The sequence below is a fragment of the Chitinophagaceae bacterium genome (assembly GCA_016713085.1).
Classification (GTDB): Bacteria; Bacteroidota; Bacteroidia; order Chitinophagales; family Chitinophagaceae; genus Lacibacter.
On sequence record JADJPV010000001.1, the window covers coordinates 287,710 to 313,729 of the forward strand.

A 26,020-nucleotide genomic window follows, 5' to 3' on the forward strand; every position below is an offset into this window, starting at 1 on the left:
AAGGACATTTAGCGGCTAATTGGCCCGAATTCAGTTGTAAATCAACAGAAAACCATGGATTATAATAATATTTAATGATTTACTTCTCAGATTAAAATTTTATTATTTACTTTGTCTGCAATCTATATTTAATCCTCCTTTCCTCCGAAAGCCTCCGTAAGCTCCAATTCTCCGTAGAAATTCCCTGAAACCGAATTACATACTCTTAAATCTGTTGCTCTATGCGCCTTTTTATGCCTACGTACCCTGCATCTCAAAAACATTTTTTTTGCGGTCAAAAACAATTAGTCAAAAGAATTCTTACTCTGGTATTTCTGTTTGTTTTCACAAATAACATATCGGCACAAAATGCGATTGTAACAGAAAATCTGTTAACAGGTAATCCTTCTTCAGAATGGGAAATACCAGGAAAAGGTGCAGGTGATTTAACTATCCAGGGCTTTGCAACTGATATCAGTGTTAATAGGAGTCAAACAATTAATTTCAAAATAAATACAGCTGCGGCTTCTTATACAGCTAAGATTTACCGTTTAGGTTATTACCAGGGAAATGGTGCCAGGTTTATTACCAATGCAACGATTACAGCACCGCTACCCCAAGCCCAACCTGCATGCGTTACAGACCCAGTTACCGGCTTAGTAGATTGCGGCAACTGGACAACCAGTGCTCAATGGGCGGTACCCGGAACTGCTGTTTCAGGCATTTATATTCTCCGTTTACAACGTACAGATATTGTAACTACTAATTGCAGTCATATAGTTTTTATAGTTAGAGATGATGCCAGTACTTCTGATTTATACTATCAAACTTCAGATGCAACCTGGCAGGCATATAATGGATATGGAGGTTATAGCCTGTATACAGGATCAACTGCTTATCCTGGAGGCCGTGCAGTTAAGGTAAGTTACAACCGTCCTATTACAACACGTGGCGGTGGTGGAGGAAGTTCACAGGAAAACTTTGTTTTTAACGCTGAATACCCTATGGTTCGCTGGTTGGAAAGAAATGGGTATGATGTAAGTTATACAACCAATATTGATGCAGACAGAAATGGTTCTTTAATTACAAATCACAAAGTATTCTTATCGGTAGGTCATGATGAATACTGGAGTGCTGCCCAACGCACCAATGTTGAAAATGCAAGAAATGCAGGTATCCATCTTGCTTTTTTCAGCGGCAATGAAGTTTACTGGAAAACCAGGTATGAAAACAGCGTTGATGGAAATAACACACCTTATAAAACCCTTGTTTGTTATAAAGAAGGTGTTGGTACAATGGGTGCAAATGTTTGTACCGGCAAATGCGATCCTTTGCCAACTATCTGGACAGGTTTATGGCGTGATGGTGGAACTTTTTCACCTGTTAATGATGGAAACAAACCGGAGAATACTCTTACAGGTCAAATCAGTGAAGTTGCAGCAACAGCCAATATGATTGTACCTGATACATATAAAAATTTACGCTTCTGGAGAAACACCTCCGTTGCTTCTTTAGCATCGGGCCAAAAACAATCCTGCCTTTTGGTACACTGGGATATGAATTTGATTATGAGAACTATGGAGACAATTATCCAAGCGGACGAATCACTATGTCCAGTACTATATTTCAGGGCAGAACACACAAACTCTCATTGTATAAACATATTAACGGTGCAAACTCAGCATGGGTGTTTGGTGCAGGTACAATACAATGGAGTTGGGGTTTAGATGATCAACATGACCAGGGCGATCAGCCTGAAAGTGCAGATATGCAGCAGGCAACTGTAAACCTTTTTGCAGATATGTCTGTTCAACCCGGTACGCTTCAATTGGGATTAGTTCCCGCTACAGCATCAACTGATGTAACAGCACCCAGTTCAGCCATTGTATCACCTGTAACCGGCGCAAATGCAATTGTTGGGTCTACTGTTACAATCACCGGAACAGCCACTGATGCAAATGCAGTTGCAGGAGTTGAGATATCAATTGATGGAGGAACAACATGGCATGTTGCTGAAGGAACAACCAGTTGGGCATACACATTCATGGCTCCCGCAACTGCAGGTGCCATTACAATCAAGTGCAGAGGGTACGATGATAGTGGAAATATGCAGGCAACTGCTGTATCAGGCCCAAGTGTAATAACATTAAATGTCATTGCAAGACCATCTCCGGATAATGGCTTTGGAGGTCCGATTCTTGTTGTTTCAAAAACAACCAATCCTTTCAGTAAATATGCAGCAGAAATTTTAAGAGCTGAAGGCTTGAACGAATTTGATGTATCAGATATTTCTCTTGTAACACCAGCACTGTTGAATAATTATGATGTAGTTGTTTTGGGTGAAATGACAATCAGCGCAGGTGATGTAACCAACTTAACAAACTGGGTAAATGCCGGCGGAACATTGATTGCATTTAAGCCGGATGCACAATTAGCTACGCTTATGGGTATTACACCGGTAGTTGGTTCTCTCAGCGATCGATATATTTTGATCAGCAATACCGGAGCCGGAGTTGGTATCGTTAACCAGACTATTCAATATCACGGATCATCTGATTTTTATTCTTTAAATGGAGCTACTTCTTTAGCAACCTTATATTCAGCGGCAGCAACTGCTACAATTTATTCTGCCATCACAACCAAATCAGTAGGAAGTAATGGTGGGCAGGCAATTGCATTCTCGTTTGATCTTGCTAAATCAATTATATATACCCGACAGGGAAACCCCGCCTGGGAAGGTCAAAACCGTGATGGTTTGGGAGGCCCCGGAGGACAAATCAGGCCAAATGATCTTTTCTTTGGCAATTTCGCCAGTGATCCACAGCCTGATTGGATAGACTTTAATAAAGTTGCCATACCACAGGCTGACGAACAGCAGCGATTACTTGCCAATATTATCATTCAAAATAACCTTCACCGGAAACCATTGCCACGCTTCTGGTATTTACCAAGCGGGCATAAAGCAGCTGTTGTATTAACATCAGACGGGCATGCAAATGGCGGTGCATTTAAACGTTACAGTACATACATTACAAACTCGGGCACAAAAAACAATCTGACAGATATTGCTGACTGGAAGGCAATCAGAGGTACTGTTTATCTGTATCCAAATGCTCCATTCACCAATCCACAGGCTAAGACTTTGCAAGACTTAGGTTTTGAACTTTCATTAGGGTTTAATAATGGCTGTAATAATTTCACTCCCGTTTCGTTGGAAACTGACTTAACAACACAACTGGGATTAATGACCGCAGCCTATCCATCTTTGTTCCCAAGCCCAACATTAAGAACCGAATGCGCCATTTGGTCTGATTGGGCAACAATGGCGAAAAAAGAAGCTGCAAAAGGAGTTCATCTCGATTTGAATTATAATTACATGCCAGATACATGGATTCAGGACAGGCCCGGTATGTTAACAGGATCAGGTTTGCCCATGCGATTTGCTGATACTGATGGCACAATGATTGATACCTATCAGATGCCAATCCAGATTTCTGAAGACGCTGGTCAAACAGTTTCAACCAATATTGAAGCATTACTTAATAAGGCAATTGGAGCAGAAGGCTTTTATGGAACATTTGCTGTAAATATGCTGGCAGATTTTGAAGCCTCAGCTGGCGCTGATATAATTATTGCTGCAGCTCAGGCAAGAAATATTCCCGTTATTTCTGCCAGCCAAATGCTTACATGGTTAGATGGAAGGAATAACTCTTCCTTCACTAATCTGGTATGGAACAGTAATACCTTAACATTTGTTATCAATACAAATGCATCTGCAAGAAATATTAAAGCAATGCTGCCTGCACTCGCTGCAGTAGGGCTAAGGCTGAAATCTGTTTCAAAAAATGGAACACCGTTAGCTTATCGCTTTGAAACAATCAAAGGAATTGAATATGCATTTTTGATGCTTCAAACGGAAACTTTACTGCAGTATATGAAGCATTTACCTGCTCAACACCAACAGCAACAATAACAGCCTCCACACCGACAGTTTGTAATGGCAACGGTGCAGTTTCGTTACAGCTTTCATCTGCTATAGGCACAGGGCCTTACAGTGTTGTTGTTAACGGCGTAACCTATAACGATGTATTACCCGGTGTACCTTTCAAAACTGTAAGACCAAACGAAGTAAGTATATGGGATAACAGTGTTGTTGGTGCCGGATCTGAAAATATATATACCCCTTCGATTGAGTTGGGAGTAAAATTCCGTTCTTCTGCAGCAGGATATATTGCCGGCATCCGTTTTTATAAATTACTTTCCAATGAAGGTCCGCATACCGGCAGCCTCTGGAATTCTTCAGGTACATTGTTGGGAACCGTAACATTTACCGGTGAAACAGAAAGCGGATGGCAGTATGCCAAATTCACCAACCCTATTTTCATTGCAGCAAACACTACCTATATAGCATCTTATTTTGCACCTCACGGACAGTATAGCGCAACACCGGCAGCATTTCAGTCTGCAGGTATAACCAATGGTCCGCTAACACTTTTGCAGGATGGAGTGGATGGACCGAACGGGGTATTTAAATATGGTGCAGGTGCTGTGTTCCCTGATGATTCTTATAATAGTGCCAACTACTGGGTTGATGTTGTTTATGTACCAAATATCGCTACAGCACAAACAATTGATTATACATTAAGCAGTATTAATGATCTTAATAACTGTTCTAATGCGGGCCCATCAATCAGCACTGCGTCTGTTACTGTTAACCCGATACCTTGCAGTGTTTTACCTGTTGAACTGCTTGATTTTTCTGCATCTGTCATTAACAGAAAAACAATCCTGAACTGGACGACTGTAACAGAAATAAATAATGCCGGTTTTGAAGTTGAGCGAAGCACAAATGGCATTTCATGGAAAACACTTGGTTTCGTAAAAGGTGCAGGAACGACTTATATGAAACAACAATACCAGTTTACGGATGGCTCCGTATTGAACGGCAAGTATCTGTACAGGTTAAAGCAGATTGATCTTGATAATAAGATTAAATATTCAAAAGTATTGTCAGTAACCCTAAGCGGAAACCTGACCTTTGAACTTGGACAGAATTATCCAAACCCAAGTCATGGAGAAGCAATCATATCTTACAGCATACCTGAAAGAACCAATGTATTCATTGCTTTATACGATCTGTATGGAAGAACAGTACAGGTATTAACAAACAAGGTGAACAGCGCAGGCACTTATACAATTAATGTCAATACAGAAAACCTTCCAAAAGGTGAATACTTCTACCGTATGCAGGCGGGCACATTCAGTTCAGTTAAAAAACTGGTTGTTCAATAAAATAATCTTTCTTCAAAAAAAGGCTGCCGGTAGTACCGGCAGCCCTTTTTTGTATCATTTAATCAGCAAATAATTACTGTATTACGGTAATGAATTCCGCTGCAACACTGTTTGATACTTATTGAAAAATCATTTCAGCAAAGGAAGTACAACCAACCGTACAAGAATTACGATCAACGCAAATAAAAACAGCAGAATTGAAATGCGGTTAATTCCATGCATATATTTCATCCACTGTGTTTTTTCCTGGTTTGGGTCAGGCTTTTTGATATATAAATATTCAGCTATCTGGCGCAGAATTCCCATAGTAGTTTATTGATATAACGTGCAAGATTAAGAAATGTTCGGCTATTATGATTTCGATCATAATTTTCTGACGGCACCATTTTTACTTTCGGTGTCGATAAAAACCATTCTTCAACAATAAACTGAAACTATATGAAGTATTTCACTCTAATCGTTGCTGCTTTTTTTGCTTTATCTGCCTGCAATAATGCAGCTGATCAATCGGGAGGCACAAGTGCTGCCGCTGAGCAATCAACAGGTGCAGGACAATCTGCTGTTCAGGACGATGAATCAGAAAAGATGTTGTCAAAATTGCCGTGGGCAGTAAAGACCACAGCACACTGGTAGCGGCCTTACAAGCAGCCTCTTACGTTGATGCACTCAGTAATGCCGGCCCCTTTACTGTTTTTGCACCAACCAATGCTGCGTTCGATAAATTGCCAAAAGGCACAGTGGAAGACCTGCTCAAGCCAGAGAATAAGGATAAACTCCGTGCAATTCTTGAATACCATGTTTATGTTGGCGTATTAAAAGATGCATTGCTTGGCGATGGCATGACTTACGGTATGGCAAGTGGTGAAAATGTAACCATTGGAAATAAAGACGGGAAGATAACTGTGAATGGTGCAAATGTGATTGCCTCAATCCCGGCTACAAACGGCATCATTCATGTTGTTGATGCAGTATTGTTAGCTCCTGCGAAATAACTTTAACCCATATAAATAAAAAAGGCATCTGTACAGATGCCTTTTTTATTTATTGCTGCATTCATCAGTAAATAGATTCATCTGCCGGCAACTGAGCAATATTAATCTGCATAACCGTAGCAATAGATAAGGCTCTTTGCTTAGCCTGCTCAGCATGTTCGCCTTCAAACAATTCATCAACCGTTTCATTGAATAATTGTATCCACCTGTTAAAATGCTCCTTTTTCATGGGAGATTTTTGATGAAGGCTGATGTGATGTTTCATTGGGTTGCCTGAATAGCTGCCCACATGAAAGATAATATTCTCCCAGAAATTATACATTACCGGCAAATGTTTTTCCCAATCAACATGCACTGTTTTGCTGAAGAAGTAGCCAATTGTTTCATCCGGTTTTACTTTATCATAAAACGTATTCACCAGGTTGATGATATCATCCCTGTTTTCAATATCTTTTTTCATACTATTTTATTTAACAATCAACATACTGAAATCAGTCACTGCTTTTAATGAGTGCTCCTGTTTTGCTTTAAACGAAAACAGATCCCCTTTTTTTAAGTGCGAAAGCACTCCTTCTAAAATAAACTCTGCTTCTCCTTTCTGAACAATACAGAATGCGTCTGTTTTAGACGCATGTGGTTTCAGCTCATCTCCTTCAGGCAGGTTGAGCAACATAACATGAAAACGCTCATCCTTGTAAAGAGCAGCTTTTCCAATCTTATCAAAATGAAACTGATCATTGATATTACCTGTTAGCATAAAATAATGGGTTTTATAAATCTTTACGCTGAAATTTTTTCATCGAGAGCCATAAAGGTATGACTGCCCACATGAATAACAGCAATGCTGATAATAAAACTCCTGTACTGCTTCCAAAAAAATCTTTGAACACTGCTCCTGTATATCCCATTAAAGCCGATATATCAAGTTTTAATAAAATCAATATTCTTGAAAGATCCACAGGGTTCAGCATACTTAATGCAATCATGGGTTTTTCCATTGGATAGTCACTGAACTGGAAGAGCAGTAACAATACAATCGCATCATAGATTAATGTAAAAAAGAACCACAATAAAATAGAAACACCAATGCCTTTTGCTTTATCTCTTGTGTTTACTGAAGCAAGTAATGCAATACCTGTAAAGATGATGGTTTGAAATAATCCCGAAAGAATTAATATCCATCCCGTTGAAGTACCATCATACAACAAAACAGGAATCCCCACTCCCACCAGGAATGCCAATGATAAGGACAGAGAAAGACCTGTATAGATACTCAGCCAGAGTGTTTTCCGTTTTAATGGCTGTGCTACCAGTAACTCTATAAACTCAGAGGAGTTGTAAACATAAATCGTTGAAAAAATAATGCTCACCAATGGTATAAAAATCAAAACCAGGTTCATTAAACTCATAATCCCCTTTGTTGCATTTTCATCCATACTGAAAATGCCCAGCGACATCGCCAAAGAAGAAAGTATAAACAAGGACGATCTTGTTCTTAACCAGATCCAGCACTACATATTTAATAATGGTACGCATAATTATCATTTCATGTGTTTCATTTCTGTTTCCTTTATTTGCTTCATTTCATGATTTGAGCAATTGCTTTTGCCAGTTTTGTTTCACCTGTATCTTCCTGTAATTGCAAAAGTGTTTTATGAAACTGCAGTTTGCCTTCCTGCATATAAATAATTTCCCTCACCACATCATCCAGCTCACTCAGTACATGCGAGGTGATAAGAATCAGTTTCCCTTTTTCTTTTTCCTGTACAATTTTCTGTTTCAGAATTTCTGAAGCAACAGGATCAAGCCCTGCTGTGGGTTCATCAAGTATCAATACATCAGGATTAAACAAAAAGGCAAGTGAGGCACTTACTTTCTGGCGTGTACCGCCACTGAGGGTACGCATCTTCTTACTCATGATTTCATTCAAACCAAATGCAGCAATCAGTTCTTCATCAATTACAGTAGTTGATGATTTGCGGATATCCTTCATCATTGCAAACACCTGCGCAATACTCATATTTTCTGGATACCTCCCTATCTGGGGCATATAACCAATCCGCTTACGGTAATTCCAGTCGTGCAGAATATTATGCTGATCAAATGTGATAAAACCGCTATCCGGAACCACCATTCCGAGTATAGACTTAATAAGCGTTGTTTTTCCGCTGCCATTTGGACCAATCAGTGCAATGGTTTGACCCTTTGCACAATTCACACTTACATTATCCAGTGCTTTTAACCTGCCGAATGTTTTTGTAACGTTACTGGCAATGATCATTCTTCAGAGTTTAAGAGGTTTCATTAAGGGCTGATCATCTTTCAAGATCAACAGGTGTAATAACAGGCAGCATCTTCTCTGCCTTATCAAGCAATCCAACAATAAAACTGCGAAACAGCATCATACTGGATGAATTGCGTTCACTGATCATGGAAAACATACTTACAGGATGATAAGGCACATCACCAATGCCATTCCTGTTGAGATCGTAGCCTTCATATTTGTCCCAGTAATTTTTTTCAAACTTATTCAGCACCAAATCGCCATTGGTGGCCATATCAAATGAATTGGCTTTGAAATTATTTTGTGTGATGGTATTATCCATACAGCTTGCCTGGATTTTCATGGCCCATCCATTACTTTCAAAAATATTCTTCATCACTATAATCCGGTTACTGCCTTCCATCATAACACCCACCGTATTCCGGACAAAAAGATTTCCTTCCACATGGCTGTCAGTAATATCTTTCATTAAAATGCCATAAGCAGCAGAACCCCAGTTATCAGAAAACGTATTCTTAAACATCCTGATTCCCTTCGAATACATCACTGCCACTCCGGCACCATTATCACGAAAAGTATTTGACAGATAACTGTTATAATTGGAGAACATAAAATGTAATCCATACCGTACATTCTGATGACTGATATTGTTTTTTATAACAGAGTTGGTTACAAACTCAAAATAAATTCCATCCCGATGGCCTGTTATATCATTACCCGTGATTTGCATACTGTCGCTCTTCCAGCAATGAATACCGTTGCCCGATGATATTTCATCTTTAGCATCCGAATTCAAAACATTCCCGGTAATTATACAGGCCGTTGCATGTTGAGAGTAGACACCAAAATAGCTGAAGTCAACTTTGTTGTTCCGTATGGTAACAGACCGGCTGTCTGCAATACGTAATGCCGCAATGTCGTTGTAGCTGCTGTGACCAGAATTGCGGAAATGAAGCCCTTCCACAACAGTACCATCACTGCGGATAGTTAATATCTCCACTTTTTTTTCTCCATCCAGTATCGGGAAATTAATCCCCTTTAAAAAAATTTTTTTTGTAAGAATAATCTGCCCTTCTTTATATACACCCGGATAAATGAGTATGGTATCGCCTTCAGATGCTTTGTTGATTGCTTCTTTAATGCTGTGGTTTTGCTGCGAAGAACCAACACGCCATGTTTTTGCTTCAGCATTGAAAAGAAATAACAGAAATAGTATGATGATTGACCCTTTCATTATTGGATCGCCTCATTCCATTTTATGACAGCTCCGTTCAGTTCCGTATTAAATTTCGTCATGCTGTCTTCTGCGGCAAAAGCAGCAATATTACCACCCATGGGGCTTCTCAACTCTTCGCTCTTCAGTAAAAAACTTTCTTCAGCTTTTATCAGTTTGCCTTTTTGAGAATAATCAACCAGATAAATGGATGCAACCTGTTCTTTGGCAAGAACATTGGATTTTAGAAACGACACTGTACAATGTGTATCATCAAACTTATAAATCTTGTGCTTATCTGTTATCAGTTCTGCACCAAATCGTTGATCACTGATTACCATTTTGCAAAAATAACAGGCATCTTTCCCGTATGCTATTGGCTGCGGACCCGATGAACAACTCGGTAACAGAAAAATCATGGATAAACCTATTGCAGCAGAAACAGTATGCCTGAGCTTTCTGGCTTTCTTCCATTCCAAAAAAGTAATCACAACAAGTATTAATCCCACGCCAATAAAAATATAACCGCCAACATCAGGAAATGAGTATGCCCCAAAGTTGAGCAACTGTTTAAAACCAATCAATGGTGGCTGGTAAGCCATGCCCGGAACAATGATGGCAGCTGTTGGATCAAGATTATGCCCATATTCATATTCCCACCTGTAAAAATCATACATGGCTACAATACCAAACAATACATACAGAGCTGTCCACACATAAAAAACCATCTCCGGTTAATGAAGGCAGCGAGCAATCCTATGACAGCAAATGCTCCAATGATATAAGGCAGTATTGTAAATTCTATAAAATCATTGGCATGCAGTGTACGCATTCCAATATAGTGATTCAATCCATTAATGATATCAACATCGCCTCCCAGTTTATTAGCATGAATTTTTAAAACTAATCCTTCAGGATATTGTGGTGCGGTTAAATCAATTCTCCACATAGGCACAAAAATCACAATTGCCAATCCCACGGCACAAATCAAGGATGCTATTCTTGCCATGGGTGATAAATGATTTTTCATTCTTCAATTATTTTAGATCGTCAAATGTTTCAAAACTAAAAACAGGCCCGGCTCACATGCAGTGAAGCACAGGCCTGTTTTATGATAATTATCTGAACTCGTCTTATTTAGCTGCCGGTTTTGTTGTATCGGCTGCTGCTGCTCCCTGCTTACCTAAACTGAACGTAAGCGGAATATTACTTCCTGCAGGTGATACACGCACATATCCCTGCATTTCCTGGTGTAAGGCACTGCAAAAATCTGTACAGTAAAATGGATACATACCCGGTTTTTCAGGTACCCATTTCAATGTTTGTGTTTCGCCGGGCATAATTAACAGCTCAGCAGTAAGTGCACCTTTTACGGCAAACCCATGAGGCACATCCCAATCCTGCTCCAGGTTGGTAATATGGAAATACACTTCATCTCCCACTTTTACTCCTTCAATATTATCCGGTGCAAAGTGTGAACGCATAGCAGTTCCGTATACATGTACTTTATTTCCTTCACGTACCACTTTTGCTTCCTTTTCGCCTTTTTGCAACATATTTGTTTGCGTTTTCTTCAATCTTATAAATCTTTAAACTTTTCTTTTTGATGAGATCTGCCGGCATTGCACCTGCATAGTGTGGCTCACCAATAGTTGGAAAGTCAAGAATCAATTGCATCTTATCTCCACTGATGTCATATAACTGAGCACTTTGTGCAAGTTCAGGGCCTGTTGGCAGATACCGGTCTTTCGTAATTTTATTATATGCAATGAGGTATTTACCAAATGGCTTTCTTGTGTCACCACCGGGAATACATAAGTGACCAACAGAATAATAAGTTGGAACCCTGTCAACCACTTTTAAATCTTTAATGTTCCATTTCACCACTTCACTGCTTACAAAGAAAGAAGTATACGCAAATCCTTTACCATCAAATTCAGTATGCAAAGGTCCGAGACCCGGCTTCTTCACTTCACCATGTAAAGCAGCTTCATATTTAATAACAGGAATGCCGCCAAATTCACCATCAAATGTTTTATCCGCAATTGCTTTCTGCATTTTCGTAAAAGAAAACACAGGAATCAATGCTGCCAGTTTACCACTGCCAACAATATATTCACCTGTAGGATCTACATCGCAACCATGTGGTGATTTTGGACAGGGAATAAAATAGCAGATATCTTTTAAAATGGCTGGATCAAGAACGGTTACTTCAGTTCTGATTTCGGAAGTAGCTGTATGTGTTTTTTCATTGTATACATTATGCGCATAACGCACCTTTTGTTTAACGCCTTTGCCTGCTCTCAGGTATTCTTCTGCTTTTTCCAGTTTACAGCCATTACAAAATCTTTATCACGCTGAGAAGCATTTACTTCCAGCAATGTATTTGCCTGCTCACTGTTATAGCAGCTGAAGAAGAACCATCCATGACTTGGTCCTTTACCTGCATGACTGAGATCAAAATTTACACCTGGCAGCAAAAGCTGAAAGGCAATATCCATCTGGCCTTCTTTACCAATACTGATAAAGCTGATGGTTCCTTTGAAGTTTTGTTTGTAAGATGCAATCGGCACATCAGTATTATCGCCAACAGGAACACTGAAACGTGTACCTGCAACCAGATATTCAGAATTTTCTGTAATAAATGGAGAAGAGTGATTACCTGCACTGTTGGGAAGCTCAATGATTTCAGCTGTGCGGAAAGTTGTGTTGTCAATCCTTGCTACACGTGGGGTGTTGTTACCGTTACCAAAAGTCCAGCGTCCATCAATTTCACCATTTGTTTGTGAAAATGAAACGTGATGCAAATCATCCCAGGGAACAAAACCATGCGATGTCATCAACATTGGCTTTGATTCTTCGCTGTAACCATAACCTTTTTCAGGGTCAACAGAAAAAACAGGAATTACCCTCAGCAAACGTCCGCTGGGTAATCCATACACACTCATTTGCCCGCTGAAGCCACCGGAAACAAAATTGTAAAATTCATCATACTTACCGGGTGCTACATACGCTTTTTCAGCCGAGCCGGCACTTACTGTGCCACCAGCACCTTTTGGTTTACAGGACATCATTTGCAATACCGATCCTGATAAGAGGATAAACAGTATAAGTTTTGAATATTTCATATTCGATAGTTATGGGTTTAAAAAATATTAGCTACTTCTACAACAAGAACACTTCTTACTTCTTACTTCTTACTTCCCTCCTGCCTCTTACTTCACACCATCATTTTTACGCATAAACTCATATACATGGCGGGCATCATCATCTGTTAATCCCTGGTTTGGCATACGTACCAGGCAAATTTCAAGCTGTGCCATTGCCTTGGGATCTTTATTCAGCATTTCATCTGGGTTAGTGGCAAAATTCATAATCCACTCTGCCCTGAACCTTGATGTAACTCCTTTCCAGCCCGGGCCAACCAACTTCTCATCAGTAGTTTTATGGCAGCTGGCACATTTCACATCATACACTTTTAATCCTGCTTCTGCCATTGCAGCATCAAGCTCAGGTTTTACGTCAACATTTGTAAATTTTCCTGCTCCCCGTTCGGGGTCGTAGGTGGATGCGTCGGTTTTATCAGTTGCCGGCTGCTCTGCCTGCTGCTGATTACCTGATGAATTACTGCCACAGGCATAGATGAATGCAATGAGGCTCAATACGATAAGAGTTTTTTTCATGCGCTTTTATTTTTTAGTCTTGAAATAACAGCACAAGATTACTGTGAGATAAAAACTAACTTTATGATTGAAGTCATAAAGTGAGAAAAGACTTTTGAAAGCACCTGCCAAAAAAGAAGATCAGAAAAGGGAATAATCATTCCCCCAAAAAATCGATCTTTATTTAAGACGAAGCCATTAAAGACCACCTGCAAAAATTAAAAACCTTACTTACTTAGTTAGATCATGCAAAAATCTGATCAGTGTATTATTGATATTGACATTCTTCTGGCATGGGGTGCAACTTTTCATAAACTCCAGAAAGGACACGTTCTTTTTTGTGAAGATGATTATGCAAATTTTTATTACCAGGTTGTGGAAGGGAAAATAAAAATGTGCAATACCAATGAGGACGGAAAGGAGTTTATACAGGGTATTTTTGAAGCAGGTGCAAGTTTTGGCGAACCCCCGCTGTTTGATGCAGGCACGTACCCCGCAAGTGCTTTAGCTGATGAAGATTCAACCATTATCCGTTTAAGAAAAGAAAATTTTCTTCAATTGCTGAAAGAAAATTTTGATATCCATTTTTGTTTTACTCAAACACTCGCAAGAAGGCTCCGGTTCAAATCCCTCATATCAAAAGAAATCTCTTCATACGGGCCACTGCACCGGGTCAGTACGCTGTTGAAAGAATACAAAAAAAATCATGGTATTCAAAGTAGTGAACTTTTTAAAATAGACCTTACCCGCCAGCAGATAGCCGACATGACCGGGCTGCGGGTAGAAACAGTTATCCGTTCCATTCGCCAGATGCAGGAAAAGGGAGAATTGAAAATTGAAAAAGGAAAAGTGTACTGTTGATGTGATTTGAATCATAAACGACTTACCATCTTCTTGTTTTCTTTGAATAAACTCCCTCAAACGAATGACATTTACTCAAAAATGGGCAAGGCTGGCAATTCTGAATTTCCTGGTACTGGCAGCTGTTGGTGTTATACTCCGTTACAAAATTTTATTTCCTTTACCATGGGTTGATCATAAACACCTCCTTCACGGTCATTCACATTTTGCGTTTGCCGGTTGGGTTTCGCTTGCATTATATGTTGCCATCATTCATATCCTGCAGCCGGGTGAAAAAGAACTAAAACAATTTTCCCGGTTATTGTGGATGCATCAAATCAGCAGCTATGGAATGCTGTTTACATTTCCTTTTGTGGGATATGCTGCAGCCTCCATTGCCTTTTCCACTTTTTCCATCCTTGTTTCATTTTGGTTTGTCTGGCTTGTTTGGGGAATGATTAAAACAAATACCCAACTCAGCTTTGAAAAAAAATGGTTGTATGCAGGATTGATCTGCAATTTGGTTTCATCATTGGGAACTTTTGCTCTTGCTTATTTAATGGTGAATAAGATTCTGCACCAGAGCTGGTATTTTGGTTCGGTTTATTTTTATCTGCACTTTCAATACAATGGCTGGTTCCTGTTTATTCTGCTTAGTCTCCTGTTTATATACGCAGCCAAATGGATGAATATTGAACAGGTTCAAACCAGTGACCGTTTCTTTTATTTATTAATCGCTGCATTAATTCCCGCCTGGTTTCTTTCAATGTTATGGATGCGTTTACCCAACTGGGTGCATTATGCCGGTATTGCTGCAGCACTTCTTCAGTTAATTGCCATATATCTTTTCTGCAGGTTGTTGCTTGCTATGAAACATATTCTGCAAACTGCTATCCATCCCGTAACAAAATGGATGTGGCTCATTTCTATTTCTGCGTTTATTCTCAAAATCATCCTGCAGGCTTTCTCTGCTGTTCCGGTATTAAATCAATATGCATTCGGCATCAGGCCCATTGTAATTGGATTTCTTCATCTTGTATTACTGGCTTTTGTTTCCGTTTTTATTATTGGGTTCCTGGTGCAAAATCAACTCATTACTGTCGAAAGGAAATGGGCAAGGCGGGGGATATGGCTCTTCGTTACCGGTGTATTGCTGAATGAAATCATCCTGATGCTGCAGGGAATTGCGGCGATCAGTTACTCTGATATTCCTTTTTCAAATTACATGCTGCTGACAACTGCGCTGATCATGTTTTCAGGTTTACTTTTTCTTGTTACAGCGCAAAGAAGAACTCAGTTATTTTCAGGGTTACCAACGCAATTGATCAGCAGGTAAATCTCCCCTTTTGAAGTTGTGAGAATGTATAAGTGCGACAGTAAAAGATCGTTCATAACAGCAACTTTCATATACTAACGAATATTCATTACAACCGGATTTAACCCGGCACTTACTGATTCTTTCCTTTCCTGCCCAAAACCAGCAGGAACAAGGACTTTTTGCTGAAACAAATTTTTTCAGCCCTTCATTTCTTTTTATCTTTCAGCTCAGGCTTGCCAGCTCTTAAACCAACCAGGAATACTATGTCATTTTCAAACACAGCGGGGCTGCAACAGTTCAAGAATTTAGTCGGAATTAAATTTCAGCTTTACAACAGTCTGTTCACTTCTCTTCCCTTTCACCGCATTGAGCGTACAGGAATTTTATTGTCGTTACTCTTAGCCAATTGTGAAGACGGAGTTAAAAAGAAACAAAGCCCGGCAGAAATTATTGAAGACTTTTTCAAACGTCATACTTCTTATACAACGGAGAAACAGCAGATCGATCTGCTCTTCCGTTTTGTACAATATGCCGAACGGCAGATTGTATTGTTCGATGCGCTGGAAGATGCGGCCTTTAAAGAAGTGCATGATCTGCACGGAACAGGAAGTATGAAGCAACTGCTCAACGAAGTACAGCTGCATAAAAAAGAAGATGAGCTTACAAAAAAACTGGCCGACTATTCTGTTCGTTTTGTATTAACTGCACACCCAACGCAGTTTTATCCCGGTGCTGTGTTGGGTATCATTCATGATCTGTCGAAAGCATTATCAGAAAACAATGCCAGCCAGATTAATGTGTACCTGCAGCAGTTGGGCAAAACACCTTTCCTCAAAAAACAAGAAACCAACTCCTTACGATGAAGCCGTGAGGTTGATCTGGTACCTGGAAAATGTATTCTATTCAGCTGTTGGAAAAATTTATACTTCACTTAAAACGCAATTGCAGTTAGGAGCCGATTTTAAAAAGCCATTTATCCGCATGGGTTTCTGGCCCGGTGGCGACAGGGATGGTAATCCTTTTGTAACAACAGATATTACACTGAAAGTTGCCGAGCAGCTTCGTGGTTCTATCATCAAATGTTATTATCTCGATGTGCGACGTTTAAAACGCCGCTTAACATTTGATGGCGTGGATGTATTATTAACAACATTAGAAAAGAAACTCTACGATAATATTTTCATTCCCGGTCATACAACCAATTTGACTAAAGATGAAGTGCTCACCACTTTATCTGAAATAAGACAGATCCTCATTCATCAGCACAATGGATTGTTTCAGCAATCAGTAGAGCAACTCATCAACCGTGTACAGTTATTCGGTTTGCATTTTGCTTCGCTTGATATTCGCCAGGATAATTCAGTGCATGGAAAAGTATTGTCAGCCATTGCTGCAAGGCAGGGCAATAATGATTTTGAATTTCTTCCCAACTATAAACCCGATGCAGAGAACAGGGCAACTGATGAAATGGTGAATGAAACACTCGGTAATATGAAGAACATTCAAAACATTCAGCAATCGAATGGTAAAGATGGATGCCACCGTTATATCATCAGCCAGTGTACAAGTGCACTCAATGTAATGGAAGTATATCAGCTCCTCATCCTCAGCGGATGGAAAAGTGAAGAACTCGATTTGGATATTGTTCCGTTGTTTGAAACAGTAGATGATTTGCAGGAAGCGGCGAAAGTAATGAATGAATTATACGATCATCCTGTTTACAAATATCATTTACAGCGCAGGGGCAACCAGCAAACAATCATGCTTGGTTTCAGTGATGGTACCAAAGATGGCGGTTACCTCATGGCCAACTGGAGTATTTATAAAGCAAAAGAAGAATTAACAGCTATCTCAAGGCAGTTTGGAATTGATGTGGTGTTCTTTGATGGCCGTGGCGGACCTCCTGCACGTGGTGGTGGTAAAACACACCGCTTCTATGCATCCATGGGAAAAAATATTGCCAACAAAGAAATTCAGTTAACCGTGCAGGGACAAACCGTAAGTTCCAACTTTGGTACACAGGATGCTGCACAGTTTAATATTGAACAGCTGCTCAATGCCGGACTCAGCAATGACATTTTTGATTCGGCTGAAATTACTTTGCAGAAAGAAGAAGAAAACCTCATTGTTGAAATTGCACAAAAGAGTTACGATGCATATGTTGAGCTGAAGAATCATCCTTACTTTATGCAGTACCTCGTTGATGTAAGTCCGTTGAAATTTTACAGCGATACCAATATTGCCAGCCGCCCCACCAAGCGTGGAGCTTCTTCCCGTCTTGAACTCAAGGACCTCCGTGCCATTCCTTATGTAGGTGCATGGAGTCAGCTCAAACAAAATGTAACCGGTTATTATGGTGTTGGCTCTGCTTTGAAAGCACTCGATGACCAGGGACGTTTTGCTGAAATTAAAAAGCTCTACAAAAATTCACTCTTCATTAAAACATTGTTTGATAACTGTGAAATGGCGATGAAGAAATGTTATTTCCCGCTCACTGAATATTTATCACAGCATCCTTTGTATGGAGTTATCTGGCAGAAGATTTATGATGAATATGTACTTACCCGGAAATATGTACTGATGCTGAGTGGCAATACCGAGCTCATGGAAGATTACCCCGTTGAACAGCAATCGATCCAGATGCGTGAACGCATAGTGATGCCGCTCATTACCATACAGCAGTATGCCATTACCAAGATCAGGGAAATGAATGAACCCGGTGTACCATCCGTTTCAAAAGAAGCATTTGAAAAACTCATCATCCGCAGTTCCTGTGGAATTATTAATGCGGCGAGGAATTCGGCGTAGGTATAAATAAATTAATATTGAATAAGCCGTGTATAAAGATTGTACACGGCTTATTTTCTTATGTTGCTAAAATAAATCAGATGCATAAAACTTGAAATTGAGAGGAGTTATGTATATTTAAATGCTACCCAAAGTATTAGAACAGGCATCACTAAATTTATAACTGTACTGTAAATATTAAATGAAAAGAAAAATATCAATACTACACATCTCAGATCTACATAGAAGCAAAGGTTGTGAAATTTCGAATGTTGCGTTGCTTTCCTCACTAATAAATGACAAGGATAAATATTCTGTTTCCGAAACGCCAAAAATACAAGCGCCAGATATAATAATAGTTAGCGGGGACATTATTCGTGGTTCTAACAAACCAGATGGCTCTGAAGAAGAAGTTCAAATCCAGTATAATGAAGCAATTTCATTTTTAAATGACCTGACTAACTCCTTCTTGGGAGGTAATAAGAAAAGAATAGTTATAATTCCTGGCAATCATGATGTCGACTGGAAATTCTCAAAAGAAAGTATGGACAAAATCGATAGTTCAAAAATTTTCGACGAGAAAAACAATTTTAAATGGGAATACTTAAATGATTCTATAAATCAAAATTCAAAAACAAGATGGTCTTGGAAAGACCTATCCTTTTACAAAATAACAGATACTGATAAATATAACCGCAGGTTGGAGGCATTCGCAAATTTCTATAATGTTTTTTATGAAGGGAAGAGAAATTATAGCATTTCCCCAAAAGAGCAATATGACATTTTTGATTACCCCGAATTTAGCTTAACTATTACAGCATTCAATAGTTGTTACAATAACGATCATCTAAGATTTGTTGGTGATATTAATTCTGAATGTATTGCTAATGTCAATTTAAAACTCCGTGATTTACAAAAGAAAGGCAGACTTATTTTGTCAACATGGCATCACAACACTAAAGGGCTTCCATACGACTCAAACTATATGGACAATAGTCGGCTTAAAAATTTTATTGATTCTGGCATTGCACTTGGTTTTCATGGTCACCAACATAAGACTGAGCTTATCCATGAATTTAGTGATGTAATTGAACAAAAGAAAATAATTGTATTTAGTGCTGGTACTTTGTGCGGAGGGCCAACTGAATTGCCAGTAGGTAATAATAGGCAATACAATATTATTGAAATAGAAAATATAAATGAAAACCCCTGCCTACAAGTAACATTACATGTAAGAGAAAAGACTGACTCTTCACCTCTAGACAATCCGATTTGGACAGCCGGAAGAATTGACTCAAAAAATATAAGTCATTATACTTTGGAAATCGAAAAGCCCAACTTATCAGATAATAATAGCATTTTACTTGAAATTGAAAAATTAATGAATGAAAACAAATATTCTGATGCAAAAAAGGCATTATTAACTCTTGATATAAATAGTGATTATGTAAAAAAGTTTTTAGTTGAGTGTATTTTGCAAACAGAAGATTTTGACTTAGCGTTAAAAGTCTTAACGGATCCGCAATCAGATGAAGAAATCATAACGGTTTTGAATGCCGCCATTCAGTCAGCAAATAAACCTCAAATGAAAGAAGTGGCTGAAAAGATAAATAAACTTGCTCCAACAAGTAAAGCAGTTACAGATTTAATTAAAACAATTGAAGCCTTAACAAGATGAGCACTACAAGCAAATTATCATTTCAAATCGAAGTTAGGAGAGTACTTGAAATACTTTCTAATGATATTTACGACTCACCCTACGCTTTATTACGTGAAAATATACAAAATGGATATGATGCGATTTTGATGCGAATGCAACTTAATAGCGCAACACCGTTTGAACCCAAAATTATTGTTAACATCGACCCGAAATATATTACAATTGAAGACAATGGTATTGGCATGAATAGGGATGTTGTAAGTAACAATTTCTGGAAAGCAGGGTCAAGCGGTAAAAACAATGAAATTGCACAAAAAGCCGGAGTCGTCGGGACTTTTGGTATTGGCGCAATGGCTAATTTTGGTGTGTGCAAATCAATAAAAGTCATTACGCATTTCGCAGAGGAAATGAAACAATTGAAACCTTTGCTAAAAGAGAATCTCTTTCTATTACTGAAGACTGTATAGATATTAAAATCTTCGATGAAGAAAGAGAGCCGGGTACACAAATTATTGCTGAGCTAGATGACGCTTTAAATCTTACAGTTCAGGGAGCAATCAGCTACCTTAACCCATATATAAAGTATTTAAATATCCCGGTAATAATAAATGGCAAATCAGTTAGTCAGAATAAATATATTGACATATTTGAAGTTAGACAAGAGAATCAATACAAAACTGAAACTTATAATATCGGCAATCAAAACAACTCGACTTTCACACTTACTATTAACTACACTAATCAAAACATCATAAAAGTTTTTTGTTCAAATATTTATATAAATTCTCAACCAATTATTGGCAATATCGCACTTTCACAGGGCGGCGGTGGAATTTACGGACTTAGGAATTACTTTGGTTTAGCGCCAATCCCAATTTCAGGTTTTTTCAATTTAGGTGGTGTTGTAAATTTATCAATTTTACACCCAACTGCCGGCAGGGAAGCATTGAGTAGAGAAAGTATTGAACTTGTTTCTCAAATTGTAAATACAGTCGAAACAAAAATTGCTGAATCGATTTCCAACTTAGAAATAGCTGATTTAAATCCGGGATTTTTAAACTATGTTTCATCAAAGAACAGGTTCGAGTTAGCAAAAAACCTAAAAATTGTTGCTCAGCCTAATGATGAAAGATGGAGTTTGAGTAAAATAACCCCTACTGTTGGAGGCAAGAAAGTTTATTATTACTCTGGGCGTGACCCATCTACCATTCTGCAATTCGGAAATGAAAATTCCTATCTGTTGTTATTAAGTCAAGATAATCCAAGAAGAAGAATACAATTAGAATACATTAAAAGATTAGGGGTAGAGGAAGTTCCGGATAAAGCAAGTGTTTTAAAAATATTTGAAACAAAAGATTTATCATTTTCGGAAGTAACCTTAATTCTTCGAATTACTAATATTCTAAATGAAGATTATTTAATTGCAGATTCTAAAGTCTATATTGCCGATATTAGCCATCAAGTGCCTAGTTTAATTGATTATAAAGACAATGTTGTGATTGTTTACTTGTCTAGGCAATCGAGTGCTGTTAGGCAAGTGCTTCAAATTTACACAACTGATTGGTCATTATTCGGGAGCTTTGTAAAGGATTTTGTAAGAAATCATCTTTATCAAAAATTCTCCGCTTACGTTCCTTCCTCAACCAAACAAGGTGCAGATGCGTTGCATAAAATCCTTATGCGCAATCGAGAATTATATAAATACGAGTATTCCGATCTTGGAGCTCTAGAATCTTTACTTTCAGAATATGTATCGGGTGACATTGATTTTCCAGAAGTTCTAAAAAAGTCAACAACAATAATTAGAACTCATTCTCAATTTGTAAGACAGAATCAAGTTGGCACTGTTGAACAAGAAATACCAAGTATTATCGAAGACAATACAGCAGACAAAACTACTTTTGATGAATACAGTGCTGTACCGCCAATAATCAGACAAGAAACTAAAACAGATAAGAAGATTTTAAAAACAGATAAAGAATATAAACACCTAAATAATTTCTCATTATTCCTAAGTCTTTCAGAAAAGATTTTTAAAAGTCAATTGGAATTTTTCTTAGAGCCACATACGACCAAGGTAATTTGGAGCATGCATAAAGTGGTTTATATTTTTACTCATGCTTCAAACAATCTTTCACTTTATTATGACATAGAACTAAAAGAAAGGCTTGCAGATGAATCAACAGGAGGCAAAGCTATACCTACAACAACAATCATAACTGAAAACAGGATATTTATTCCAATAATAACTGAACTCAACTCATATTTTGATATTCATGAAGGAACTAAAGAGTTTTATGTTAGGTATGACATTATTACTGATTTTAACAACTCCTAACACACTGCCCAAGCTGTCCGCAATGTTCACTAAATAATAAAAACTGAATCGCTGTCCTGAGTTTGCAACTCAGGACATTTTTGCCCTTGTTGGTATCTACAAAAAAAGCACGCCGTCGTCTGCTGTTATCACCAACGACCCTAGCATAGGTCACTAAACTCATCAATTCAATCTTCGCAATACAAAGACAAATTTCAGGCTAAAACCCTCGTTTTCATCCACTTAAACCGCATCTTACATCGTCCAAATCGATGCTCGCAGTCTCCAAATCGATCGTTACACTGCCTTTATTGCATCTTACACTGCCCAAATTGCGGCGTGCAGTCACTAAATTGATGCGTGCAGTCTCTTGGTCGATCCGTGCAGTAACAAAATCGATCCTTACACTGTCTTAATTGCATCTTACACTGCCTTAATTGCAGCGTGCAGCTTCTAAATCAGCAACTGCAGTCGCTTGAACGGTATCTGCAGAGGCTTGAAGATAACAGTAATCACTTTTCTGTAAACTTCCGGCCTGTTACTAATCATTACCTCATTCCATAATTCAGTAACTTTCTGCCGGAGTTGTATAGTAAACAAATTCATCAATTTCAATCCTCATTAAAATAACCAATCAATGAATTTTCAGTATCAAAATCAATTGAAATTCTTGAACGCACTCCAACCGTTCTCACAGCCATGTTACAAAACTTATACCGGCTTCACTTCAAACAACAAGGTGCAGACACATGGAGTGCTTATGATATTATCGGCCATCTCATTCATGGCGAAAAAACAGACTGGATTCCAAGAATGGAAATCATTCTTTCCGGCAACAGGATAAAACATTTGAACCCTTTGACCGCTTTGCACAATTTGAAAACAGCAGGGAAAATCACTGGAGCAGCTTTTAGATGAATTTAAAACTTTACGACAAAGAATATGGAGTTGCTGCATGCAAAAAACTCACAGAGAATGATCTGCAGCAACAGGTATTCATCCTGCGTTTGGAGAAGTCACGTTGGCTCAGCTTCTTTCAGCATGGACCTTCAACCTGAATCATATTGCTCAAATTTCCCACTGGCGCAGGCCTCCGGCCTGATGCCAATGCGTTACTAAATTATATAATTCAGTAACTTTCTGCTGTGAGTTCAAAGTATAAGTTTACAGATAAACAGGCAACCTATTTTATTACAGCAGCTACGGTTGACTGGATAGATGTTTTTACACGACCTGTTTACCGTGATATCCTGCTCGACAGTTTTCGCTACTGTCAGAAAAACCAGGGCTTACAAATACATGCATGGGTCTTAATGCCTAATCATTTTCACATGATCTGTTCATTTGTGAATGACAATGATCCGGGCATGGTTATAAAAAACATTAAAAGCTTTACTGCTTTAAAAATCATTGATTCTGTTATCAATCATCCGCAGGAAAGCAGAAGAGAGTGGATGCTGGATGTGTTTGAAAAAAACGGCACAGCAAATAAAAGCAATCAGCGCTTCCAGTTCTGGCAACATGAAAACCATCCTGTATTGTTAGATACAAATGAAATGCTGGAGCAGCGGTTTACCTACCTTCATGAAAACCCGGTACGTGCAGGTTTTGTATCAGTACCGGAACATTGGTTATACAGCAGTGCAATTGATTATTATACAGACAATCAAAAAGGCCTGCTTGATCTTGTATTTTTGAAGTGACATATTTTTTCAGAAAAGTAACGAACAGGCATCAGGCCAGAGGCCTGCGCCAGTAAAGATCACCAACGACATGAGCATAGGTAACTAACCTCAGCAATTCAATCCCGCTAAATTACTTCACCTTCACAACCACTTTTCCTTTTGCACGACCTGCTTCTACATAAGACATTGCTTCATTTGTTTCTGCAAACGGAAACACTTTATCTATAACAGGGCGAATAATTCCAGCTTCAATTAAAGCTGTAATTTCACCTAACTGCTTTCCGTTGGGTTTCATAAACAGGAATGAGTAATGTACCTGCAGCTTTTTTGCTGATTGTTTAATTTTAAAACTCAATAATCGCATTACATTTTTTAACAACCAGTTCAATCCGCTTTCGTCAGCATAATCAACATCAGGCGGGCCCGAAATTGAAATTGCTTTTCCGGCAGGCTTTAATACTTTCAACGACTTCTCCAGTGTTTTAGAATCCTGGCTGTTTAATACCAGATCATAATCTTTCAAAATTGTTTCAAAATCCTGTGTTTTGTAATCAATAATCAAATCGGCACCGAGGCTTTTTACCAAATCTTTATTTGCAGCACTTGCAGTTGTTGCTGTATAAGCACCCAAATGTTTTGCCAGCTGAATAGCAATTGTACCAACACCACCTGAACCTGCCTGAATAAAAACTTTTTGCCCTTTTTTCAGATTTCCTTTTTCAACTAAAACCTGCCAGGCTGTTAAACCAACCAACGGAATGGATGCAGCTTCTTCCATTGAAATATTTTTGGGTTTCAACGCCAGTTCATTTTCTTTGATGGCAATAAATTCTGCAAATGTTCCTTTACAACTGGCAAATACTTCGTCGCCAATTTTGAACTGACTGACTTTTGCACCCACTTGTGTTACAACGCCTGCTACATCATGCCCAATTGTAAAAGGTGGTTTAAAAGGCATTATCATTCTAAATTCACCACTTTTTATTTTAGCATCTATCTGGTTAACACTTGCAGCATAAATTTCTACCAAAACTTCGTTGTCGTTTATAACTGGTTTTGCTACTTCTGACAAATGCAATTTTTCATTTTTGCCGTAGCGGTTTACCTGATATGCTTTCATTTTTAATTAAATTTTATATGTTTTCCGTCTTTTACAAAAGTGATAGTTTCGGCTATTTCATAAGCATGCACTGCAGAACAGAAAACAGCAATTCTTTCAGATAGTTTTTTAATTTCTTCGCTATTAAAGAAATTTTCCATTTCGCTTTTGTTTGCAAAGCCAAGTATTAATGAAGCCTGAAATTGGTCCGCCTTACCATTATCATGCAATACATTTGGTGTCAACCATTGTTTCTGTTTCCATGGGTTATACACTTTGTTTCTCAATTCCTTTAGCATATTTGTATTAGCAAGGGTTGGTGTAAGTTCGTTATTAATAAATTTTTCAAACTCGTTATCACTAACGCCTTCTTTTTGTCTAAAAAACACCATTGACCTTGCTTCTATTTTAGTATCATCTCCTGCTGCATTATACCATTGAGATTTTTTGGGATAAGCCACATAAAGAATACTTCGTTTTAAAAAATTAATTTCATCGGCAAAAGCAAGTTTGTGTTGTTTTTTTCCTTGCAATGCCGAAAAGAAACTCTTTAGCGTTACATCTGCCACTCCATCTACTTTACGATTTTGTGGAATAGTTGTTTCAACACCCTTAATTGGTTGCCAAAGCCCGGGATTATTTTCTGCAAAATGAATTTGGCGATATTGCCAAAGCCCGGGATTTGACGCTATGATTTGTGCATGAGAACCTTTCCAATGGCCCATACTTGATTGACGAGGCTTATCTGTCAGCATCCATAATAATACCGAAGATGACAAATGCTTTTCTGATTTTACATTTGTTGCAACTTTTACAGCATTTGTGTTTTGTGCAGAAGCCCCTTTAAGAATAGATACTATAGATAGAAATGCTAAACTTATTTTATTCATTC

21 protein-coding genes and 4 pseudogenes are annotated in these 26,020 nt (G+C 38.4%); 14 read left to right on the top strand and 11 right to left on the bottom strand.

What is annotated here, in order from left to right:
* Positions 1–233: 233 nt before the first annotated feature.
* The 3 genes from IPK31_01335 to IPK31_01345 all read left to right on the top strand — a co-directional run bounded on the left by IPK31_01335 (position 234) and on the right by IPK31_01345 (position 5,271).
* Complete coding sequence (locus IPK31_01335; protein MBK8086720.1) at positions 234–1,706, top strand: hypothetical protein; 1,473 nt, start codon at positions 234–236, stop codon at positions 1,704–1,706.
* Positions 1,631–3,952 carry a hypothetical protein gene (locus IPK31_01340; GenBank protein ID MBK8086721.1) on the top strand — a complete coding sequence of 774 codons (2,322 nt, stop codon included), beginning with the start codon at positions 1,631–1,633 and terminating at the stop codon, positions 3,950–3,952. The genes IPK31_01335 and IPK31_01340 overlap by 76 nt, the downstream gene beginning before the upstream one ends.
* Before the next feature lie 221 nt (positions 3,953–4,173).
* On the top strand, positions 4,174–5,271 hold the full coding sequence (locus IPK31_01345) for a DUF4082 domain-containing protein (GenBank protein MBK8086722.1): 1,098 nt from the start codon (positions 4,174–4,176) through the stop codon (positions 5,269–5,271).
* 129 nt (positions 5,272–5,400) lie between these two features.
* Here IPK31_01345 and IPK31_01350 read toward each other — a convergent pair whose 3' ends face one another.
* The gene (locus IPK31_01350; GenBank protein ID MBK8086723.1) at positions 5,401–5,577 is read right to left on the bottom strand and encodes a hypothetical protein; all 177 of its coding nucleotides are present in this window, start codon (positions 5,575–5,577) and stop codon (positions 5,401–5,403) included.
* A gap of 132 nt (positions 5,578–5,709) precedes the next feature.
* Between IPK31_01350 and IPK31_01355 the strand changes: the two genes are divergently transcribed.
* Complete coding sequence (locus IPK31_01355; GenBank protein MBK8086724.1) at positions 5,710–5,904, top strand: hypothetical protein; 195 nt, start codon at positions 5,710–5,712, stop codon at positions 5,902–5,904.
* Positions 5,847–6,263 (top strand): fasciclin domain-containing protein, encoded by a 417-nt coding sequence (locus IPK31_01360; GenBank protein ID MBK8086725.1) that lies wholly within the window; start codon positions 5,847–5,849, stop codon positions 6,261–6,263. The genes IPK31_01355 and IPK31_01360 overlap by 58 nt, the downstream gene beginning before the upstream one ends.
* A 64-nt stretch (positions 6,264–6,327) precedes the next feature.
* On the opposite strand, the gene IPK31_01365 is transcribed toward IPK31_01360, so the two are convergent.
* The 8 genes and pseudogenes from IPK31_01365 to IPK31_01400 all read right to left on the bottom strand — a co-directional run bounded on the left by IPK31_01365 (position 6,328) and on the right by IPK31_01400 (position 13,443).
* Positions 6,328–6,723, bottom strand: a complete 396-nt coding sequence (locus IPK31_01365; GenBank protein MBK8086726.1) for a group III truncated hemoglobin — start codon at positions 6,721–6,723, stop codon at positions 6,328–6,330.
* A 6-nt stretch (positions 6,724–6,729) separates the two neighbouring features.
* Complete coding sequence (locus IPK31_01370) at positions 6,730–7,020, bottom strand: cupin domain-containing protein (GenBank protein MBK8086727.1); 291 nt, start codon at positions 7,018–7,020, stop codon at positions 6,730–6,732.
* Between the two features lie 13 nt (positions 7,021–7,033).
* A pseudogene (locus IPK31_01375) lies at positions 7,034–7,799 on the bottom strand (ABC transporter permease subunit).
* A 43-nt stretch (positions 7,800–7,842) separates the two neighbouring features.
* Complete coding sequence (locus tag IPK31_01380; GenBank protein ID MBK8086728.1) at positions 7,843–8,544, bottom strand: ABC transporter ATP-binding protein; 702 nt, start codon at positions 8,542–8,544, stop codon at positions 7,843–7,845.
* A 34-nt stretch (positions 8,545–8,578) separates the two neighbouring features.
* Positions 8,579–9,781 (bottom strand): nitrous oxide reductase family maturation protein NosD, encoded by a 1,203-nt coding sequence (gene nosD, locus IPK31_01385; protein MBK8086729.1) that lies wholly within the window; start codon positions 9,779–9,781, stop codon positions 8,579–8,581.
* Positions 9,781–10,790, bottom strand: a pseudogene (locus IPK31_01390) (nitrous oxide reductase accessory protein NosL). Before IPK31_01390 ends, nosD begins: the two are co-directional and overlap by 1 nt.
* Before the next feature lie 103 nt (positions 10,791–10,893).
* A pseudogene (gene nosZ / locus IPK31_01395) lies at positions 10,894–12,888 on the bottom strand (Sec-dependent nitrous-oxide reductase).
* Between the two features lie 87 nt (positions 12,889–12,975).
* Entirely contained in the window at positions 12,976–13,443 is a 468-nt protein-coding gene (locus IPK31_01400) for a cytochrome c (GenBank protein ID MBK8086730.1), read from the bottom strand.
* Between the two features lie 246 nt (positions 13,444–13,689).
* On the opposite strand from IPK31_01400, the gene IPK31_01405 reads away from it, so the two are divergent.
* The 9 genes and pseudogenes from IPK31_01405 to IPK31_01445 all read left to right on the top strand — a co-directional run bounded on the left by IPK31_01405 (position 13,690) and on the right by IPK31_01445 (position 24,047).
* On the top strand, positions 13,690–14,283 hold the full coding sequence (locus IPK31_01405; GenBank protein ID MBK8086731.1) for a Crp/Fnr family transcriptional regulator: 594 nt from the start codon (positions 13,690–13,692) through the stop codon (positions 14,281–14,283).
* Positions 14,284–14,347: 64 nt separating this feature from the next.
* The gene (locus IPK31_01410; GenBank protein ID MBK8086732.1) at positions 14,348–15,598 is read left to right on the top strand and encodes a hypothetical protein; all 1,251 of its coding nucleotides are present in this window, start codon (positions 14,348–14,350) and stop codon (positions 15,596–15,598) included.
* Positions 15,599–15,843: 245 nt separating this feature from the next.
* A pseudogene (locus IPK31_01415) lies at positions 15,844–18,388 on the top strand (phosphoenolpyruvate carboxylase).
* Positions 18,389–18,569: 181 nt separating this feature from the next.
* Positions 18,570–20,045 carry a metallophosphoesterase gene (locus tag IPK31_01420; protein ID MBK8086733.1) on the top strand — a complete coding sequence of 492 codons (1,476 nt, stop codon included), beginning with the start codon at positions 18,570–18,572 and terminating at the stop codon, positions 20,043–20,045.
* On the top strand, positions 20,042–20,494 hold the full coding sequence (locus tag IPK31_01425; protein ID MBK8086734.1) for an ATP-binding protein: 453 nt from the start codon (positions 20,042–20,044) through the stop codon (positions 20,492–20,494). Before IPK31_01420 ends, IPK31_01425 begins: the two co-directional genes overlap by 4 nt.
* Positions 20,395–22,365 (top strand): hypothetical protein, encoded by a 1,971-nt coding sequence (locus IPK31_01430; protein ID MBK8086735.1) that lies wholly within the window; start codon positions 20,395–20,397, stop codon positions 22,363–22,365. Before IPK31_01425 ends, IPK31_01430 begins: the two co-directional genes overlap by 100 nt.
* A gap of 678 nt (positions 22,366–23,043) precedes the next feature.
* On the top strand, positions 23,044–23,262 hold the full coding sequence (locus IPK31_01435) for a hypothetical protein (protein ID MBK8086736.1): 219 nt from the start codon (positions 23,044–23,046) through the stop codon (positions 23,260–23,262).
* Positions 23,259–23,402 (top strand): hypothetical protein, encoded by a 144-nt coding sequence (locus IPK31_01440; protein ID MBK8086737.1) that lies wholly within the window; start codon positions 23,259–23,261, stop codon positions 23,400–23,402. Before IPK31_01435 ends, IPK31_01440 begins: the two co-directional genes overlap by 4 nt.
* An 87-nt stretch (positions 23,403–23,489) precedes the next feature.
* Positions 23,490–24,047, top strand: a complete 558-nt coding sequence (locus tag IPK31_01445; protein MBK8086738.1) for a transposase — start codon at positions 23,490–23,492, stop codon at positions 24,045–24,047.
* Between the two features lie 112 nt (positions 24,048–24,159).
* Here the strand turns inward: IPK31_01445 and IPK31_01450 are convergent, their stop codons facing one another.
* Positions 24,160–25,149, bottom strand: a complete 990-nt coding sequence (locus tag IPK31_01450; protein ID MBK8086739.1) for an NADP-dependent oxidoreductase — start codon at positions 25,147–25,149, stop codon at positions 24,160–24,162.
* A 2-nt stretch (positions 25,150–25,151) separates the two neighbouring features.
* Positions 25,152–26,018, bottom strand: coding sequence for a strictosidine synthase (locus IPK31_01455; protein ID MBK8086740.1), 867 nt, complete (start codon positions 26,016–26,018; stop codon positions 25,152–25,154).
* Between the last annotated feature and the right edge of the window lie 2 nt (positions 26,019–26,020).